The 17439-nt window shown below is 58.5% G+C and carries 19 protein-coding genes and 1 tRNA gene; 8 read left to right on the top strand and 12 right to left on the bottom strand.

Annotated elements, in window-relative coordinates; genetic code table 11:
- Positions 1 to 6 precede the first annotated feature (6 nt).
- The 4 genes from VB780_RS01595 to VB780_RS01580 all read left to right on the top strand — a co-directional run bounded on the left by VB780_RS01595 (position 7) and on the right by VB780_RS01580 (position 4067).
- Positions 7 to 1017 (top strand): phosphotransferase family protein, encoded by a 1011-nt coding sequence (locus VB780_RS01595; protein WP_323349386.1) that lies wholly within the window; start codon positions 7 to 9, stop codon positions 1015 to 1017.
- Positions 1018 to 1184: 167 nt separating this feature from the next.
- The gene (locus tag VB780_RS01590; protein WP_323349385.1) at positions 1185 to 2657 is read left to right on the top strand and encodes a sensor histidine kinase; all 1473 of its coding nucleotides are present in this window, start codon (positions 1185 to 1187) and stop codon (positions 2655 to 2657) included.
- The gene (locus tag VB780_RS01585; RefSeq protein WP_323349384.1) at positions 2654 to 3343 is read left to right on the top strand and encodes a response regulator transcription factor; all 690 of its coding nucleotides are present in this window, start codon (positions 2654 to 2656) and stop codon (positions 3341 to 3343) included. The genes VB780_RS01590 and VB780_RS01585 overlap by 4 nt, the downstream gene beginning before the upstream one ends.
- 139 nt (positions 3344 to 3482) lie before the next feature.
- Positions 3483 to 4067, top strand: a complete 585-nt coding sequence (locus VB780_RS01580) for a Uma2 family endonuclease (RefSeq protein ID WP_323349383.1) — start codon at positions 3483 to 3485, stop codon at positions 4065 to 4067.
- A 73-nt stretch (positions 4068 to 4140) separates the two neighbouring features.
- Here the strand turns inward: VB780_RS01580 and dtd are convergent, their stop codons facing one another.
- The 4 genes from dtd to VB780_RS01560 form a co-directional block, all read right to left on the bottom strand.
- Positions 4141 to 4620: a D-aminoacyl-tRNA deacylase gene (gene dtd, locus VB780_RS01575; protein WP_323349382.1), complete on the bottom strand. Its 480-nt coding sequence runs from the start codon at positions 4618 to 4620 to the stop codon at positions 4141 to 4143.
- Entirely contained in the window at positions 4608 to 5111 is a 504-nt protein-coding gene (locus tag VB780_RS01570; protein ID WP_323349381.1) for a diadenosine tetraphosphate hydrolase, read from the bottom strand. Before VB780_RS01570 ends, dtd begins: the two co-directional genes overlap by 13 nt.
- A gap of 95 nt (positions 5112 to 5206) precedes the next feature.
- Complete coding sequence (locus VB780_RS01565; RefSeq protein ID WP_323349380.1) at positions 5207 to 5635, bottom strand: ubiquinol-cytochrome c reductase iron-sulfur subunit; 429 nt, start codon at positions 5633 to 5635, stop codon at positions 5207 to 5209.
- 15 nt (positions 5636 to 5650) lie between these two features.
- Positions 5651 to 6811, bottom strand: coding sequence for a GTP-binding protein (locus VB780_RS01560; protein ID WP_323349379.1), 1161 nt, complete (start codon positions 6809 to 6811; stop codon positions 5651 to 5653).
- 166 nt (positions 6812 to 6977) lie between these two features.
- Here VB780_RS01560 and VB780_RS01555 point away from each other — a divergent pair, with 166 nt between their 5' ends.
- Positions 6978 to 7562, top strand: coding sequence for a DNA-3-methyladenine glycosylase I (locus VB780_RS01555; protein ID WP_323349378.1), 585 nt, complete (start codon positions 6978 to 6980; stop codon positions 7560 to 7562).
- 19 nt (positions 7563 to 7581) lie between these two features.
- Here VB780_RS01555 and VB780_RS01550 read toward each other — a convergent pair whose 3' ends face one another.
- From VB780_RS01550 to psbX, 5 genes are all read right to left on the bottom strand, one after another.
- On the bottom strand, positions 7582 to 8835 hold the full coding sequence (locus tag VB780_RS01550) for an FAD-dependent oxidoreductase (protein ID WP_323349377.1): 1254 nt from the start codon (positions 8833 to 8835) through the stop codon (positions 7582 to 7584).
- Positions 8836 to 9102: 267 nt separating this feature from the next.
- Positions 9103 to 9993, bottom strand: a complete 891-nt coding sequence (locus VB780_RS01545) for a nucleoside monophosphate kinase (protein WP_323349376.1) — start codon at positions 9991 to 9993, stop codon at positions 9103 to 9105.
- 136 nt (positions 9994 to 10129) lie between these two features.
- Complete coding sequence (locus VB780_RS01540; RefSeq protein WP_323349375.1) at positions 10130 to 10429, bottom strand: hypothetical protein; 300 nt, start codon at positions 10427 to 10429, stop codon at positions 10130 to 10132.
- Positions 10430 to 10496: 67 nt separating this feature from the next.
- Positions 10497 to 11243, bottom strand: coding sequence for a Ycf66 family protein (locus VB780_RS01535; protein WP_323349374.1), 747 nt, complete (start codon positions 11241 to 11243; stop codon positions 10497 to 10499).
- 152 nt (positions 11244 to 11395) lie between these two features.
- Positions 11396 to 11515: a photosystem II reaction center X protein gene (gene psbX / locus VB780_RS01530; protein WP_323349373.1), complete on the bottom strand. Its 120-nt coding sequence runs from the start codon at positions 11513 to 11515 to the stop codon at positions 11396 to 11398.
- A gap of 211 nt (positions 11516 to 11726) precedes the next feature.
- On the opposite strand from psbX, the gene VB780_RS01525 reads away from it, so the two are divergent.
- Entirely contained in the window at positions 11727 to 12011 is a 285-nt protein-coding gene (locus tag VB780_RS01525; protein WP_323349372.1) for a YggT family protein, read from the top strand.
- Between the two features lie 188 nt (positions 12012 to 12199).
- Here the strand turns inward: VB780_RS01525 and accC are convergent, their stop codons facing one another.
- Positions 12200 to 13549, bottom strand: a complete 1350-nt coding sequence (gene accC, locus VB780_RS01520; RefSeq protein WP_323349371.1) for an acetyl-CoA carboxylase biotin carboxylase subunit — start codon at positions 13547 to 13549, stop codon at positions 12200 to 12202.
- Between the two features lie 261 nt (positions 13550 to 13810).
- On the opposite strand from accC, the gene VB780_RS01515 reads away from it, so the two are divergent.
- Positions 13811 to 13892 (top strand) — tRNA-Leu (locus VB780_RS01515).
- A 90-nt stretch (positions 13893 to 13982) separates the two neighbouring features.
- Here VB780_RS01515 and VB780_RS01510 read toward each other — a convergent pair.
- Positions 13983 to 14720, bottom strand: a complete 738-nt coding sequence (locus tag VB780_RS01510; protein WP_323349370.1) for a DUF554 domain-containing protein — start codon at positions 14718 to 14720, stop codon at positions 13983 to 13985.
- Between the two features lie 89 nt (positions 14721 to 14809).
- Here VB780_RS01510 and VB780_RS01505 point away from each other — a divergent pair, with 89 nt between their 5' ends.
- On the top strand, positions 14810 to 15775 hold the full coding sequence (locus tag VB780_RS01505; RefSeq protein ID WP_323349369.1) for a DUF362 domain-containing protein: 966 nt from the start codon (positions 14810 to 14812) through the stop codon (positions 15773 to 15775).
- 147 nt (positions 15776 to 15922) lie between these two features.
- Here VB780_RS01505 and VB780_RS01500 read toward each other — a convergent pair whose 3' ends face one another.
- Positions 15923 to 17260: a S41 family peptidase gene (locus VB780_RS01500; RefSeq protein WP_323349368.1), complete on the bottom strand. Its 1338-nt coding sequence runs from the start codon at positions 17258 to 17260 to the stop codon at positions 15923 to 15925.
- Positions 17261 to 17439: the final 179 nt, after the last annotated feature.

Genomic DNA, 17439 nt, shown 5'->3' with positions numbered 1-17439 from the left:
TTGACCATGCTCGATGTGAAAATTCCGTTTTTAGAACAAGCCCTCGACCTGGTGCAGGCCCAGGCTCAGATCCAGACGGTCATTCCCAGCTTGACCCAAGTGACGACGGCTATCCTGGTGCGCCATAAACCAGGTCGCCGCGCCCTGGTGAAATACCACATCGAAACCACGAGTGGCCCCATCTCTCTGCTGGGCAAGATTCGCGCTAAGGGCACTGATGTCGCCAGCTACCAAGTGCAGCAAGCCCTCTGGGAAAACGGCTGGGCTGCGGACAGCGGCGACGGTATAGCCACTCCAGAACCCCTGGGGATGGTACCCGCCTGGCACATGATCCTCCAGCGCAAAGTGTCCGGCATTCCCGCCACTCAGTTGCTAGCTGCAGACGACGGCATTCCCGTGGCCCAGCGAATTGCAGCCCTGGCCCACAAACTTCACCGCACCCCCGTCCCCACCGCTAAAACCCACACCCTCGCCGACGAATTAGCCATCCTCCGCGATCGCCTGCCCCAAGTCGCCCATCAACATCCCCACTGGGCCACCCGCATTGAGGATGTTTTAGAAGCCTGCGATCGCCTCGCCACCCAATTCTTCCCTCCACCCCCTCCCACCGGCATCCACCGCGACTTCTACGCCGACCAAATCCTCATCGACGCTGGCAACCCAGGGGAAGAGCGCCTCTGGCTGGTCGATCTCGACCTCTACTGCCTGGGATCGCCAGCGGTGGATATCGGCAACTTCATCGCCCACATCACCGAGCAAAGCCTGCGAGAGCTGGGGGATGCGGCGGCATTGCGCGATCGCGAAGTTGCTCTGCAAGAAACCTACCTCAGCCAAAATTCTGCCCCTCGCTGGGGCGCAACGGCGACCACCGCCCGAGAAATCGATCTCTATACCGTGCTGACCCTGGTGCGGCACATTCACATCAGCACCCGCATTCCCAGCCGTCGCCGGTACACCGAGGCGCTGCTGAGCCTGAGCGAAACTCGCTTGGCCAAGATGCTAGACAATAGGGAGTGAGGCTCCACTTCAAGGATGCCAACCTGTTACCCCACCTTGTGAGCAGGAACCTTTGCCGCGCTGAATCCATCACCGGTAGATAGTGGCCTATTGTCCTGCAACTAAAGCCAGATTTAGCCATCTGTCGGTAAGAGGGCTGAGTTCGTCATGTTGAGCGAAAACCAAACTTGAAACCTTCCGTCTTACCGAAACATTCCCCGACGCCCCAACCCGCTGGCGGCTGGCGGCGCATGCTGGGAGAAGCGCGGACCCGCATTTTGCTTTGGTACCTGCTGCTGATGGTGATTTCGAGCGTGGCCTCGGTGCTGGCGGTACGGCAGATTTTGCTGGCGCGGGTAGAAGAGCGGGTTGAGCAGTCACTTTACCAAGAGGTCGAGGAATTTCGGCAGTTGCGCAACGGTAGAAACCCAGAAACTGGACAGCCCTTTGGCGATGACATAGAGGCAATCTTCGACGTATTTCTGTCGCGCAATGTGCCCGAAGATAATGAGTATCTGCTGGCCATTGTCGATGGCAAATTTTATAAAGCCAGTTCCCTGGCACTACCGGTGGCCCTGCGCCCCGACAGCACCCTCATGCAGCAGTGGGAATCCCTGATGATGCCAAAGCAAGACGGGGAAGCCACCTTCTCGGGCACGGTGCTCTACCTGGCCGAGCCCATTGAGGCAGCGGGGCAGGTGAGGGGCGTGTTTGTGGTCACGCACCTGGTTAGCCGCGATCGCGCCGAGGTGACCGAGTCGGTGCTGATCATTGCCCAGGTGTCGCTGGTGGTGCTGGCGATCGCCTCCGCCCTGGCCTGGTTTGCAGCGGGTAAAGTGCTGGCCCCCCTGCGGCTGCTGAGCCAAACGGCCCGCTCGATCACCGAGTCCAACCTAACCGAGCGCATTCCCCTCGACGGATCGGCGGGCGACATTGCCGAACTCACCCGCACCTTCAACGATATGCTCGATCGCATTGAGGCCACCTTCAACAGCCAGCGGCAGCTGCTCAACGATGTGGGCCACGAGCTGCGTACCCCAATCACGATCATTCGCGGCCACCTAGAGCTGATGGGCACCACCCCCCAAGAGCAGCAGGAAACCCTCGACATTGTGATTGACGAACTCGATCGCATGAGCCGCTTCATCGACGAGCTGATGCTGCTGGCCAAGGCCGAGCGTCCCGACTTTTTGTTCCCCGAACCGATTGATCTAACGGCCTTTACCGAAGAGCTGTACGCTAAAATCACTGCCCTGGGCGATCGCCGCTGGCAGCTTGAGGCCGTTGGGGATGGGCAGATCGTGGGCGATCGCCAGCGGCTCACCGAGGCAATTGTAAATCTGGCACAAAACGCCACCCAGCACACCCGCGCGGGTGACACCATTGCCCTGGGCTCCAGCCGACACCGCAACCAAGTGCGCCTCTGGGTGCGCGATACCGGCGAAGGCATCGAACTAACGGATCAAAGCCGCATTTTTCAGCGCTTTGTGCGCGGCAAGAGTCGCTACACCCGCTCCGATGGTTCTGGCCTGGGGCTGGCGATTGTGCAGGCGATCGTGCAGGCCCACGGCGGCACCATTCAGCTCGCTAGTCAGCCCGATCAGGGTGCTACCTTTACCCTGGTTTTGCCCCTCAAACCGCTGCCGGAGACCTATCTATGAGCCGCATCCTCATCGTCGAAGACGAGCCCCGCATTGTGTCCTTCTTAGAAAAAGGGCTCCAGGCCCAGGGCTTCATCACCACCCACGGAGCTGACGGCGAAACCGGGATTGCCCTGGCGCTGGATGGCGAGTTTGACCTGATGATTCTCGATTTGGGCCTGCCCGATCGCGACGGCATGACGGTGCTAGAGGCGCTGCGCGGTCAGGGTTTTGCCAAACCAATTATTTTGCTCACCGCCCGCGATGACCTCTACGACAAAGTCACTGGCCTAGAGGCCGGGGCCGACGACTATGTGACCAAACCCTTCCGCTTCGAAGAACTGCTGGCCCGCATTCGCGCCCGGCTGCGATCGGCCCAAACCGGCCCCGAACCTGCTAAAACCACTCTCTCCGTCGGCCCCGTCGTGCTCGATTTGATGACCCGTCAGGTGCAGGTAAGTGGGCAGCCCATCGAGCTATCGGCGCGAGAATTTATTCTCACCGAAACCTTTATGCGCCACGCCGGGCAGGTGCTCAGCCGCGAACAGCTGCTCGATCTGGCCTGGGGCTACGGCTACGACCCCGGCTCTAACATTGTCGATGTGTATGTGGGCTATCTGCGCAAAAAGCTGGGCAGCGGGGCGATCGAAACCGTGCGGGGTATGGGCTACCGCATGGTGCTACCCGAATCAGTCACCGTCGCGTAGGGGCACATAGGCTTTCACCAGGGTCGATCGGCAGTGTGTTCGTAGCTAAATGCGTCGCCATAGGTCTTTTGTCATTGTCTCTCAATTCTATGCTGCGATAATAGGAGCCCAGGCACGTTCTGTTGGAGGGCAAAACACCGTGACCGTTGCCGCCACTCTTATGAGTCTTGACGACTTTTTTGCCTACGACGATGGTACCGACACCCGCTACGAGCTAGAAAATGGGGAACTGATCGCCATGCCCACCGAGAGTGAGCTGAATCGTCGCATCGCCATGGCTCTGCTGGCTTACTTTTTGCAGGCGGGCTTGCTCCCTCAATATCTGACGATGAAAACTGAGGTATCGGTATTGGGATCACGGGCTACAGTGCGGCTGCCCGACCTGATGGTGCTATCAGACGAACTGGCGATCGCCTTAGAAAATGCCCCCCGCTCCACCGTCACCATCGACATGCCGCCGCCCCGGCTGGTGGTGGAGGTAGTATTGCCTGGGAAGAAAAATATTGACCGCGACTATCGCTACAAGCGATCGCAGTACGAAGCCCGTGGCATTGCCGAGTATTGGATTGTAGACCCAATTGCTCAGCGGGTAACGGTGCTAATGCTGGTAGAAGGCCTGTACGAAACAGAGACCTTTGAGGGAGCAGCGGAAATCGCCTCAACCCTATTGACCGAATTAGCCCCAGCCAAGGCGCTGACAGCAGCACAGGTGTTGAATCCTTAACCAGGCAGACCCCAGGGTTATAGCCAGGGTTTGCGGGTTAGCAGATCAGATCTGCCGCAGAACCCTGGGGTCTCTACGCTGGGGCTTCTCGCTCCAAGAGCAGCGTCACTGGGCCATCGTTGTGGATTTTGACCTGCATCATTGCGCCAAATTTGCCGGTTTCGACTCGCAATCCGCTGGTGTGGAGCAGAGACACAAAGTCGTTGTATAGCGCCTCGGCCTGGGCTGGCGGTGCCGCCCCATCAAAGGAAGGTCGCCGTCCCTTGCGGCAGTCGCCGTAGAGGGTGAACTGGCTGACCACCAAAATCTCGCCCTGAATATCTCGAACGGAGAGATCCCAGCGATGGCCCTCCTGGGCCGGTCTTTGACCATCGCTACCTAGCGACGGAAACAGCCGTAGATCGAGACACTTACGCGCCATCCAGCTCAATTCAGCGGCAGTGTCAGTCGGTGCAATGCCTACCAGCAGGGTCAGCCCCTGCCCGATTTTGCCCGCAATTTCGCCATCGACGGTGACGCTGGAGGCCATCACCCGCTGCACTACGACTCGCATTCGGCAGCCTGAGGAGCAAACTTTTGCTGCCACACGGTGCGGATGCGATCGGCGGCCTCGGCCATCTCTGCTTCACTGGGGGGCTTACCCAGGGTGCGAAACACCTGTAGCTCCAGACCCTTAAGCCCCAATTCTTCAGGGTGGTGCCCGTCGGGGTAGCGGGGTTGCAGCACAAAGTGAACGTGGTAGGGCGGCTGATCGACCCAGAGGCTGACGTAGACCCGCTCAGAGGCCATGGCTAGGGCGATCGCCTCTGACATCTGCTGCAAAAACGGCCCCATCGACGCCGACTCAGCCATCGACAGATCCCACAGGTTTTCGCGGTGGGTGCGGGTTTTGACCACCACCGACCCCAGACCGTAGGGGCCAACGCAGTGGTCAGCCATCCACCAGGGGTTCTCGGCAATGGTGCCACCGGGCACCGGCTGTGCGCCCGCCAATATCTGACAGGCAAGACAGTCGGTATGCAGTTGCGCTCCTTTGTCGGTCATAGCCTAAGCCTCCTGCGAACGGTGAACGAGGCAACGTAGAAAGCGAGTTAGGGGTTCAAAGCTTGAGTTAGCGCCTGAAACCGAATCCAGACGACCTAGACCTTGACCAGCACCTGATCGCCCTCAATCTTGGCTTCAAAGGTCTCTAGAGGATCCCGCGCCGGGCCGGAGTCAACGGTGCCGTCTGGGTTAAAGTTGCTGCCGTGGCAGGGGCAGGCAAACAGGTTTTGTTCGCCATTCCAGTCCACGGTGCAGCCCGCGTGGGTGCAGATCGCACTCACAGCGATCAGAGCATCGGGAGCGTTGGGGGCACGGATGACCACCAGGTTTTTGCCCTGCAAATTTTCATTGGCCAGGCTGCCCTGGGCATCAAGGTCAGCGACCGTGCCCAGGGGAACAAATTCACCATCGGCTCCCGCCCCGGCTTCGGAAGTGGAGTCAGACTGACAGGCGGCGATCGCCACCGGCAGCGAGGTCGCCAGCAGCCCCAGCGCCAGCAGATTGTTAAACTTTCGACGCTTCATAGGCTTTGTGTTCCTCTATTTGCCAAACCCCTGCCCCCGCTTTGGGGAAGGAATCCCCAGGCAGGCGTTGAGCTGTTCGCGCAGGGTATCGTGGTCTAGCCCCTGGCCAATCAGCACTAGCTGATTCTTGGGTTCGCCCTTCCACTGGTCATCGTCGAGCGAAAAGCGCTTGCCGCTGAGGTGAAAGATATGGCGCTTGGGGCTTTCGTCAAACCAGAGAATGCCCTTAGCCCGAAACACCGACTCGGGCAGCAGGTTGTCGAGAAAGTGCTGAAACTTGCGGATCGCAAAGGGGCGATCGCTGGCAAAGGACAGCGACGTAAACCCATCGATGGCCAAGTGGTCAGAGTGGTGATGAGCGTGATCGTGGGCATGACCGTGAGCATCGTGGTCGTGCTCACAGTGGCCATGGTCGTGGTCACAATTGGCGTGGTCGTGGGCCGCGTGGTCGTGGTGATCGTGCCCGTGATGGTCATGATCGTGCTCGGCCTCAGCGCTGTCACCACCAAAGTACTTATCTGACTCAAACAGCCCCACGCTGAGAATTAGCGGCAGAGGCACCTGCGATTTGGTGGTGCGGAGAATTCTAGCGCCCTCTTTGACATCGCGAATTTTGACCTCCAGCAGATCGAGATCGGCGTCATCGACCAGGTCGGCCTTGTTGAGTAAAATAATGTCGCCGTAGGCAATTTGGTTGTGGGCCGCCTGGCTATTGAACAGATCCAGGCTGTAGTTTTCGGCATCCACCACGGTGACGATCGAGTCGAGCCGGGTCATGTCGCGCAGCTCGGTGCCCAAAAAGGTCAGGGCAATGGGCAGGGGGTCGGCCAGCCCTGTGGTTTCCACTACTAAATAGTCAATTTTGTCCTGGCGCTCCAGCACTTTGTAAACCGCTTCCATCAGGTCGTTGTTGATGGTGCAGCAGATGCAGCCGTTGCTGAGTTCGACCATGGTGTCGTCGCTGTTTTCGGTGGCGATCAGCAGGTCGTTGTCGATGCCGATTTCGCCAAACTCATTCACCAGCACGGCGGTTTTGAGCCCCTCCTGGTTGGCCAGAATGTGGTTGAGCAGGGTGGTTTTGCCGCTGCCCAAAAAGCCGGTAATGATGGTGACGGGCAGACCGTGTTTAATGTCATCCATGGCCTGGGGCTGGATGGGAGGCGCAGCGGTAGACATGGGTGCTCTCTAAACGCAAGGACATTTTCCATACTAGCGATGAATCTGGAGTCATGGCGCTTGGGGTGGGGATTGTTTAAGTAAGGAAGTATGGCCCCGACCAATCTTTGACAATCGCGCCGCCCAAACCAGTACAATTGCATTGATTCGTTCTCGACAATGGCCCATGCTCCCCACCCCCAACGCTCTACCCCGCTGCGGCTGGGTGCATCAAACCGACCCGATTGAGATCGCCTACCACGACACCGAGTGGGGGGTGCCGCTGCACCACGACACCAAACACTTCGAGTTCATCATTCTCGATGGCTTTCAGGCCGGGCTGAGCTGGATCACCATTCTGCGCAAGCGCGAAAACTTTCGCGCCGCCTTCGACGGCTTTGATCCTGCGATCGTCGCTGGCTACGACGAAACCAAGCACCAGGAGCTGTTGCAAAACGCGGGCATTGTGCGCAACCGGCTCAAAATTGCCGCCGCCACCCTCAACGCCCAGGCGTTCCTTAAAGTGCAAGAAACCTTCGGCAGCTTCGATCGCTACATCTGGCAGTTTGTCGATGGTGAAACCGTGCAAAATGCGTGGCCTACCCTGGCCGATGCTCCCACCCGCACCGCCGCCTCCGATGCGATGAGCAAAGACCTCAAGCAGCGCGGCTTTAAGTTTGTCGGCACCACCATTTGCTACGCCTACATGCAGGCAGCAGGCATGGTCAACGACCACACCCTAGGCTGCTTCCGCCACCGAGAATTGGCCTAATGTTCCGCTTTACCCGCTGCTAATGGCTTTCTAAACTTAACGTGTGAGTGGACTGTTGGACGGCTGGCGCGACGTGAACGGGGATGAGTTCAAAGCCAAGAAATCTTGCCAGTAGCCTTGGAACAATGGGCAGGCGCATCAGTGCAGGTGGCTGAAAAGGCTGGGTCGCATCTAACCCTGGCAAAAATAGCTGTTGTTGAATGATGGATTGAAACGTTTGGATCAGCCAGGTCGGCAGGGCTCGACGACGCTGTACTTTCCGCAAATCTTGGTAGGTAACTTGCTTGGCCCTCAAAGGTTCAGTCAGGATGTTGACTGCGACGACGGCATCGGCGATCGCGTAGTTAATGCCAACCCCGCCAAAGGGAGCCATGACGTGAGCCGCGTCGCCAATCAGCAGCAGACCAGGCCGATACCAGCGTTTGAGACAGCCCGTTTCTACAGAGAGGTAGGCAACTTGAGACCAGTTCTGTAGCTGCTCAATGCGATCGCTAAACTGAGGCACTGCCTTGACAATGGATTGCCGAAAAGCCTCTAACCCCTGTCTCCGCAACGTTTGATAGGCTCCTTTGGCAATTACACAGCCCACTTGCCACTGGGTATCGCGGTTCATCAGTGCAATAAATTGACCATGCCCAACCAAAGCCGTGAGTTCGTCGGATTCGTTGGGATAGCGGGGCAATCGGAACCACAAAACGTCTAAAGGGGAGTCACTGGATTTAGGGAACGTCAACCCCGCCAGCTGTCGAACGCGAGAGTGTCGCCCATCTGCGCCAATCGTTAGCGTTGCGCGAATTTCATGCCATTCGCCCTGGCCTCGGTAGCGCACCCCTTGAATCGTTCCGGCTGATTCAACCAATTCTTGAACATTTGCACCCATGATCAGCTGAAAGTTTGGGTACTGTTTGGCCTGCTCAATAATGAATTCTAGAAAACGCACCTGGGGCATGACGGTCAGAAACGGAAAACGGGTCTTGAGATGACTGTAATCAATGAACGTAAAATCACCTTGTTCCGTATGCATGTGGGGTTGATGAGCCTGACTGTGGGGGATTTGCAGCAGTTGTTCGCTCAAACCCAGTTCTTCCATCAGTGTCAGCACCGAGGGCTGAAGCGTATCTCCCCGAAAATCGCGATCGAAGTCTCTATGTGCTTCTAGCAGTGTGACTGAGATACCTTGCCTAGCCAGCAACAATGCCAAAACGGCACCCGCAGGGCCAGCGCCTACGATGCAGCAGTCCGTGTGAAGAACGCTTGATGAGTCTGGTGTCATAGCGATTACCTTCAGAAAAGAACACGTTGATCTGCTAACACTTTACTAAACCGTTTAGTAAAGTAACTGCACGATTTAGTAAAGTGTTGTGAAGGACGCGATCGCTTAAACTCATCCCAGGCCTCTAGAAGCCAAAGCATGAGTCGAGCTGTTAACAGAGATCAGCGCCCATTTTCAGAGCAGGTGAAAGCAACCCTGAATAGCGCTATGCAGGAATTCCTCCATAGCGCCATTCAGCAGCAAGGCTCAGTTCTTCTTGGTGTAGCTTCAGGCTAATAGACGAGTGATCGCTGCGCTGTATTCTTGGTACGACTTGACGCCGGTTAGGGTTTCCGTCCGTTCACCGTCTTTGAAAAACATCACCGCCGGGATGCCCTTCAGCTCAAATCGCTTGGTAATCTGCCGATTGGCGTCAAAGTCGATCTTTCTCACCATGACAGAGTCGCCATAGGTCTCGGCCAGTTTATCGATCGCGGGCGTCACCTGTTTGCAAGAGCCACACCAAGACGCCATACAGTCGACCACCAGTAGTGGTTCACTGGCCAGCAGCGCATCGAGTTCAGCCTCATCGCGAATTAGTTTGGCGGCACCCGTGTCTTCTTGCCCGAGCAGGGCCAGAGCGCTGGCCACCTCCGCAAACGACAGGCTGGCATTAATGGTGGCGAGCTGCGACTGCTGCTGATAGTGCTCAAGCAGCGACTCTAACGACTGCTGAAAACTCTCCAAACGCTCTCGAATGGCTGAGATCGGAGGCTTTTCGCTGCTTTCGTTTAGGAGTCGAATGATTAAAAACTCAGGCGACGCTTTGAGGTAGGCCACTGTCGCTGGCGGTTGCCCCACTGCTGCCCACCACTCATCAAACCCCTGGGCCTGGGCCAGCGTGCGCGGGAACCCATCCAAAACCCAGCCTTTGAGCATGGTGTCAGGCTGCTCAAACCGCTTACGAATCAGCTTCATCGCCAACGCATCGGGAATCAGCTCGCCTGCATCTGCGTAGGGGCGGGCCTCAACGCCGATTGCCGTCTCGGCAGCGATCGCCCCACGCACCAGATCTCCCATAGAGACGTGGGGCACCTGCCAGCGTTCGGCTAATGCGATCGCCTGCGCCCTAACCCCCACCCCAGGAAGCCCCAAAAGGATAAATTGCTTAGGTTTCATAGAACGGCGATATCCTGCTCCCGCTGTGGGTAGGATAGCAAAGCGCTTTACCCATGCCTATGGCCTGGGCGCGATCGCGTCTGCACTGTTACAAACGCCCTCGGCAAAGCTGCCCTTGCTAAACCTGTGGCAGTTGTTATTCAGACGCTTGCCCGTCGCGGCGGCCTAGCTCGTACACACCACAGCCGATCGCCGCCAGCACCCCCAGGCTCACCGCCCAGCTGCCCCCCAGCGATAGCGTCAGACCATAATGGGCGAAACCACCCACTGCCAAAAACGGCAGAATGCTCAACAGCGATGCCGCCGGGGAGTCTGCGCCCAGCCAGCTTTCCAAAGCTGAAATTACCCGATCGGCCACAGGAGAAAAGCCCCAGTAAAGCGCGATCGCCCACAGCGCAGTGCCAGCAATGGTAGCGGTATCAAAATCAACGGGCAAAGACGACAAAGCAATCACCGAGGCGAAACCAGAGCATGAGCCGAAGGGTCAGAATCGTTCACCACGCCTAGAGCTGGTCGCGATCGGGGCGGTAGTCGGGGCGAGGTGGCTGCGGGCCGGGGTCAATGCGGTAGCGATCGTTGTACTCGCTGCGGCTCTTAGGGGGGCGACGACGGCGGACACGATCGTCCCCAGGACGAGGATTGCTGTCGTAGTAGGGCGGGCCATCGGGGCCATCGAGGGGGCGATCGCCCATGGAGCGTCCATCCGAGCGATCCATCGGCCGATCCATCGGAATATCTTCGCGGCGCATCGGGCGACCATCGCCGTAGACATCGGGGTTGTAGGGAGGGCGTCCGGTCGGTTCGCCACGCCCCTCAAGCATAGGCCGAGGGCGATTGTAGGGATCGGCGGGGCCGTAATCGCGGCGGTCTAGCTCAGCGCGCAGATTTGTGCGGTTGTCGGGAGCATAAACCGGGGGGCGACTGCCTCGGGGCGGACGGTAGCCGCCACCACCGCCAAAATCGCCGCCATCCCCTTGAAAACTGGTTCTGACCAGCGGCGTTCTAGAGTTGATATTCTGAATCATCAACGACACCAACATGCCCACCATCAGCATTTGCTGAAAGGAAGGAATGATATCCATCGTCAGGTTGCCCAGCAAAAACACCCCTGACAGCAAAAACAGAATGGCATAGACCTTGTCAGAGTCGCGCTCATAGCCGGGCTTCAGCCGGTCTAAGAAAAACAGCGCCACGCCGCAGAGAACCATAAAGATGCCCAGCAGCAGGGGGACGGGGGTACCAAAATTCACGGCAAATTCCTCTTAGGCGATCGCCTCTGCCAACCGAACACGTTAATTCTAGCCGACTTAACGAAAAAATCGGGAACGCCTAAAGGGTTCCCGACCGCAAGACTACCAGATTGTGCCCCCCGACCTAGGCCAGCGGGCACAGCCCTTTGAGACTACTGGCGCTGAATTTTGTCGCGCTGGCTAACAAACACGAGAAAAATCGTGGCGGGGACGACGATAATCACGGCACCAGCCAGCAGGCTCAGCAAGAAGTTGGCTAAAGACGATGTCATATCTTTTGATCCTGATTAACGATTGAAACCGAATTGTTACTGATCATTATTGATCATTATTGCCCAACCACGCTCGCCTCCACTAAAGCTCTGTCTAGTGCGATGCCTTTTCCAACGGCGTCAGCCACAGCCACCAGCAGGGCGCAGAGAATCAGCCGAGGAAGGCTTTAGAATGACATCTACGGCAACAGCGTATTTTGGAGAGAATCCCATGGCCGCCACACAGGTGCTGAATATAGGCGTGGGCCTGCTACTGGGCCTCATGACCCTGCTGTTTATCTTTCGCATTGTGCTCACCTGGTACCCCCAGGCCGACCTGGCTAAGCTGCCCTTTTCCCTGATCGCCTTGCCCACGGAGCCCCTGCTGGTGCCCATGCGCAAGGTAGTCCCCCCCATTGGCGGCGTCGATATTGCCCCGGTCGTTTGGGTCGGCATTGTCACCCTGCTGCGAGAAATTCTCGTTGGGCAGCAAGGTTTGTTGCGAATGCTCGGTTAGCCCGCCTCAGCTCCCCAAAAGTCACCCTACGGGTGATATCCAGCACTCTGCTCCATGGTTTAGATAGGGCATTGGGTCAGAAGTTCTCTCGTTTAGTCAGCGGTGCGTTACGGCGGGACTCAGGTTTAGCGGTTCATCGCAGAGGGTCTTGGCCCGTTTAACGCACCCTACAATTGTCCTGGTTTGGGCTACTTGATCGCCATCATTTCGGCGACAAAATTGGTGTAAACATCGCCACTGAGGAAGTTGGCGTTCTCCAGCACCTTTTGGTGGAAACCAATGGTGGTGGGCAGGCCGGTAATAGCGCACTCCCTCAGGGCGCGGCGCATGCGGCGAATGGCGGTGGGGCGGTCTGGCCCCCAGACGATCAGCTTGCCCACCAGCGAATCGTAGTAGGGCGGAATTTCGTAGTCGGTATACACGTGGGAATCCATGCGCACGCCCATGCCGCCGGGGGCCAGGTAGCCGCTGATGCGACCGGGGTTGGGGCGAAAGTTGTGGTCAGGGTCTTCGGCGTTGATGCGGCACTCGATCGCATGGCCACGAATTTGAATCTCTGACTGGGTAAAGGGCAGCTTTTCGCCCTGAGCAATGGTGAGCTGGGCGGCAATCAGGTCGATGCCGGTAATCATTTCAGTGACGGGGTGCTCGACCTGAATGCGGGTGTTCATCTCCATGAAGTAGAAGTTGCCCTGGCTGTCGACCAGAAACTCGACAGTGCCCGCCCCCACGTAGTTGATCGACTGGGCCGCCAGCACCGCCGCCGCCCCCATTTTTTCGCGCTGATCGGTGGTGAGGCGAGGGCTGGGGGCTTCTTCAAGCAGCTTTTGGTGCCGCCGCTGAATGGAGCAGTCGCGCTCGCCCAGGTGCACCACGTTGCCGTAGCTGTCGGCCAAAATCTGAAACTCGATGTGGCGGGGGCGATCGATAAACTTTTCCATGTAGACGCCGGAGTTGCCGAAGGCGGCCTGGGCCTCCCCCTGGGCCGCCATGAAGGCCTTGACCAGCTCAGACTCGCTGTTGACCAGGCGCATGCCGCGCCCGCCCCCCCCGGCGGTGGCTTTGATCATCACCGGGTAGCCGATTTCGCTGGCGGTGGCATAGGCTTCGGCTTCGTCGGTGAGCAGGCCGCCGCTGCCGGGCACCGTGGGCACCCCCACCTTTTGCATGGTGTCTTTAGCCGTCGATTTGTCGCCCATTCTGCGAATCGAGTCGGGAGAGGGGCCGACAAAGACGATTTGGTGGTCGGCGCAGATTTCGGCAAAGCGGGCGTTTTCAGCCAGAAAGCCGTAGCCGGGGTGAATGGCGCTGGCGTTGCGGGTGAGGGCGGCGGCAATGATGTTGGGAATGTTGAGGTAGCTCTTTTGGCTGGGGGCCTCACCAATGCACACCGCTTCGTCGGCTAGCTGCACGTGGAGGGCGTGGCGATCGACGGTGGAGTGAACCGCAACGGTGGCTATGCCCATTTCTTCGCAGGTACGGAGGATGCGCAGCGCAATTTCTCCCCGGTTAGCAATCAAAATCTTAGAAAAGCGCATGTACGTAGGGCAAATAGCAACAGACCATTGAAGTTTGGGGCGCAGCTCAGCTAGACAACCCCAGCCCACTGCCGCAACCGACCATCATCAGCATCATACGACGACGACGGTCGCTGATTCTATCACGGGGCTAGGGCAACAAAGATTGCTGGCGATGGGTTCTGACAAGGGGGCCATTATGGTTTACTCTTATATATCTGAGCTGGTGCTTGGGCGACAGTTTTCCCTCAGTTGCGCCCGGTTGGCACCGTTCACACACCAGCGGATGTGGTGGAATCGGTAGACACGCACGCTTGAGGGGCGTGTGGCTTACGCTGTGCGAGTTCGAGTCTCGCCATCCGCATTAAAATCCTATGGATTGATTGGGCATGCCGGGTTGTACAAATACAGCCCGGCGTTGTTATGGAAACCGATTCATTCACCGGACAGGTTGCTAAAGGCGCTGGGCCAGGGCGATCGCAACGGGGCACAGCAGCAGCGCTGGCAAAAACGAGGCCACCCGCACCTGGCCAATTTCGAGCAGGTTGAGGCCAATGCCCAAAATCATCAGCCCGCCGGTGCCGGTGATCAATAAAACTTGAGGACTTGTAGTCGGGTCAGAGAAAATGGCCCCCGACAGACTGGCCAGCAGCGACAGCGCCCCCTGTACGATCAGGACACTCAGGGCCGAAAAGCCAACGCCAATGCCGTAGGTGCCGGTCAGGGCGATCGCCGCCAGCCCGTCCATCGTAGACTTCAGGGTGAGCAGGGCATTGTCGCCCGACAGGCCGTTGTTGAGGCTGCCCACAATGGCCATCGGGCCAATGCAGAACAGCAGGCTGGCCGCCACAAACCCTTCAGTAAAACGGCCCCCGCCGCGCACCCTGGCCTTGAGCCAGTCGCCCAACACCGAGAGGCGCTTCTCGATCTGCCACCATTCACCCAGCAGCCCCCCGGCCACCATCACTAGCAGCGCCAGAATGATGCCGTCAATGGGGCCAGCGTCGATGTCCGAGAGTCCGCTGGCCATCGACACGCCAATCACCAGGGTCATCAGCCCCACCGCCTGGGTAATAATCTGCTGCATCGACTTAGGCAGACGACTGCGCAGCATGAGTCCCAACGTTGTACCCAGCAGAATGGTGGCGACGTTGATCCAGGTGCCGCTGGTTTTGGCCCATAGGCTGAGCATTGAGAGTCCTCCCGAAAAGGTTGGGCAGACGCGGAGCGATTGGGTTCCGCGTTATTCTCCAATCAGACCATTTATTGCGGGAGAGTGCCATGGTGGTGCCAGTCAGTTTGATCCGCGCCCAGTCTTACCACAGGGCCGAACTGGAGCGATCGCTCACCCAGCTCCTCGCCCCCCTGGGCGGCATGGCGGCCTTTGTGAAACGGGGCGATCGCGTGCTGCTCAAGCCCAACCTGCTGACCGGCGCTCGTCCTACGAAAGAATGCACGACCCGGCCTGAGCTGATCTACGCCGTGGCCCAGCAGGTGATGGCCGCTGGCGGCAAGCCCTTTTTGGGCGACAGCCCCGCCTTTGGCAGCGCCCGTGGGGTGGCCAAGGCCAACGGGCTGCTGCCCTTGGCCCAGGAACTCGGGTTGCCAATTGTGGAGCTGCACGGCGATCGCTACCCTACCGACAACCCTGAGTTTGACCACCTGCGCCTCTCCAAAGAGGTAATGGAGGCCGACGTGGTGATCAACCTGCCCAAGGTCAAATCCCACGTGCAGCTCACCCTTACCCTAGGGGTCAAAAATCTGTTTGGCTGCGTACCCGGCAAGATGAAAGCCTGGTGGCACATGGAGGCGGGCAAAGACGTGCAGCGCTTTGGCACCATGCTGGTGGAAACCGCCCGGCTGATCGACCCTGAGCTGACGATTGTGGATGGCATCGTCGGCCATGAGGGCAACGGCCCCAGCGGCGGGGAGCCCAGAGATTTAGGCGTGCTGGGGGCATCGGCCAATGTATTTGCCCTCGATCGCGCCATGGTCGCCGTGCTGGGGGTCGATCCACTAGCGGTACCCACGGTGGCTCAATCAATGCGGCTGGGAGTCTGCCCCAATTGGGAAGAAATGGCCTTCCCGCTGCTCACCCCCGCTGACCTAGCGGTGGCCAACTGGCAGCTGCCCGCCGAACTCATGCCCATCGACTTCGGCATGCCTCGGGTTGTCAGGTCTACCTTCAAGCACCTCTACATCCGCTTTATTAAAGAGCCGGTGACTACCTACGCCGAACGCCTTTAAAGCCTGTGCGACCGTTTCAACGGTCGCACAGTAAATGGCTGGGGTAGCTGAACGTGGCTATGAATTAAATATTCAGTGCCTCTCGTAGGGGCAAACAGCCGTTTGCCCCTAGCCAACTTCATGCCTCAATTCGTCAACACCAAATGGCTACTCAGCTGGATCAATGCGGCCCAACCGGCTAGCCCCAGTGGTCGGTTGCGACTGGCTGGCGAGAATAGTTTGCTCTAGCACCTCGGCGGCGCGGAGGTACTGGGCATCGGCGTCGGTGCCCAGGAGGGCCGGGTTGCTAAACAGCTGACGACGCTGGCTGTCGCTCAAGTCCACCTCCACATCGGGGGTAATGCCCCGGCTGCTAATGTCGGTGCCGTCGGGGGTGTAGTAATGGGCCACGGTCACGGTCAGGCCAGAGCCGTCGGTGAGGCCGTGGAGCGACTGCACCAGGGCTTTGCCGTAGGTGGTGTTGCCTACTACTGTGGCGCGATCGTTATCGCGCAGGGCTCCGGTTAAGATTTCGCTGGAGCTGGCCGAGCGGCTATCGACTAGAACCGTCAATGGCAGATCGGTCAGAGCGGTGCGGTTGGCCGAGATCGCTTCGTCGTTGCCGCCGCGATCGAGGGTGCGCACAATTTGGCCGTGCTGGAGCCACATGCGGCTGATGTCAACGCTGGCCATTAGCAGCCCGCCGGGGTTGCCGCGCAGGTCGAGCACAAAGCCTTCGACCCCAGCCTCAGTGAGACTGCGAATGGCGTTGGCCATCTGCGGGGCGGCGTTGGCGTTGAACTCAATCAGCCGAATATAGCCTATGGGGCGACCACCCACGGTTTTTTGTGAGTATTCGACGGTGGGCAAATCCATGAGAGCGCGGGTCAGAATCACCGTGCGGGGGGCACCACCGTTGCGAGAAATGGTCAGGGTTACCTGGGAGCCTTCGTTGCCCCGCAGCTGTTGCAGCACGCCCTCGGGGGTGAGCCGCTCGGTACTCTGGCCATCGACCAGCAGAATGCGATCGCCCGTCACAATCCCCGACATCTCCGCCGGGGAACCAGAGGCAACCCCTGTTACCAGCATGACTCCAGTCTGGTTATTGCGCTCCAGCTGCACCCCAATGCCCGACACCTCCCCTGAGGTTTGGTCGGTGAGGTCGGCGTATTCTGCTGGCGAGAGAAAGCGGGTGTAGGGGTCATTGAGCTGCCGCAGTGCAGACCGCAGAGCACCATAGGCCGCATCTGGGGAGGTGTATTCTCTCCCGAGCAGATCTTGGCGTAGGGCTTGCCAATCGACCTGGTTAAAGCTGTTATCGACGTACTCACGGTTGATGATTTGCCAGGCTTCGTCGATGACAACCTTGGGGCTGTCTTCAAACTCGGTCAGTGGGGTGGCCGCCAGCGCCACCTCAGTCGCTACGGTGGTCAGCGCCAGAGGTGCTAGGGCTAGAGCCGAGGAGCGCACCAAAGACAGCAGCCGGGAAAAAGGGGAAATTGACATCGTGTTAATACCAGCCTGGGCACGGGAGGAAGACGAGTCGGGGCCATACACGTCCGGCCAATCTTGAGTTTATTGTGACCGATGGTTTATCTCTTTGGCCAGATGCAGAGGCTACTTTCGGAGATTTTAGGCTTTTCTTTAGTTCGGTTGGAGAAATGGGGCCAATTTTCAAATTGGCT

Origin of the sequence: Leptolyngbya sp. CCNP1308, from assembly GCF_034932455.1 — a bacterium.
Lineage (GTDB): Bacteria > Cyanobacteriota > Cyanobacteriia > Phormidesmidales > Phormidesmidaceae > Nodosilinea.
This window is presented reverse-complemented; position numbering and strand designations above follow the sequence as displayed.

Bases quoted from the DNA above. Each gene is read 5' to 3' on its own strand.
- VB780_RS01595 (WP_323349386.1), top strand. From the start codon at position 7: ATGCTCGATGTGAAAATTCCGTTTTTAGAACAAGCCCTCGACCTGGTG.
- VB780_RS01585 (WP_323349384.1), top strand. From the start codon at position 2,654: ATGAGCCGCATCCTCATCGTCGAAGACGAGCCCCGCATTGTGTCCTTC.
- dtd (WP_323349382.1), bottom strand. From the start codon at position 4,620: ATGCGAGTCGTAGTGCAGCGGGTGATGGCCTCCAGCGTCACCGTCGAT.
- VB780_RS01570 (WP_323349381.1), bottom strand. From the start codon at position 5,111: ATGACCGACAAAGGAGCGCAACTGCATACCGACTGTCTTGCCTGTCAG.
- VB780_RS01565 (WP_323349380.1), bottom strand. From the start codon at position 5,635: ATGAAGCGTCGAAAGTTTAACAATCTGCTGGCGCTGGGGCTGCTGGCG.
- VB780_RS01560 (WP_323349379.1), bottom strand. From the start codon at position 6,811: ATGTCTACCGCTGCGCCTCCCATCCAGCCCCAGGCCATGGATGACATT.
- VB780_RS01555 (WP_323349378.1), top strand. From the start codon at position 6,978: ATGCTCCCCACCCCCAACGCTCTACCCCGCTGCGGCTGGGTGCATCAA.
- VB780_RS01550 (WP_323349377.1), bottom strand. From the start codon at position 8,835: ATGACACCAGACTCATCAAGCGTTCTTCACACGGACTGCTGCATCGTA.
- VB780_RS01545 (WP_323349376.1), bottom strand. From the start codon at position 9,993: ATGAAACCTAAGCAATTTATCCTTTTGGGGCTTCCTGGGGTGGGGGTT.
- psbX (WP_323349373.1), bottom strand. From the start codon at position 11,515: ATGACATCGTCTTTAGCCAACTTCTTGCTGAGCCTGCTGGCTGGTGCC.
- VB780_RS01525 (WP_323349372.1), top strand. From the start codon at position 11,727: ATGGCCGCCACACAGGTGCTGAATATAGGCGTGGGCCTGCTACTGGGC.
- accC (WP_323349371.1), bottom strand. From the start codon at position 13,549: ATGCGCTTTTCTAAGATTTTGATTGCTAACCGGGGAGAAATTGCGCTG.
- VB780_RS01510 (WP_323349370.1), bottom strand. From the start codon at position 14,720: ATGCTCAGCCTATGGGCCAAAACCAGCGGCACCTGGATCAACGTCGCC.
- VB780_RS01505 (WP_323349369.1), top strand. From the start codon at position 14,810: ATGGTGGTGCCAGTCAGTTTGATCCGCGCCCAGTCTTACCACAGGGCC.
- VB780_RS01500 (WP_323349368.1), bottom strand. From the start codon at position 17,260: ATGTCAATTTCCCCTTTTTCCCGGCTGCTGTCTTTGGTGCGCTCCTCG.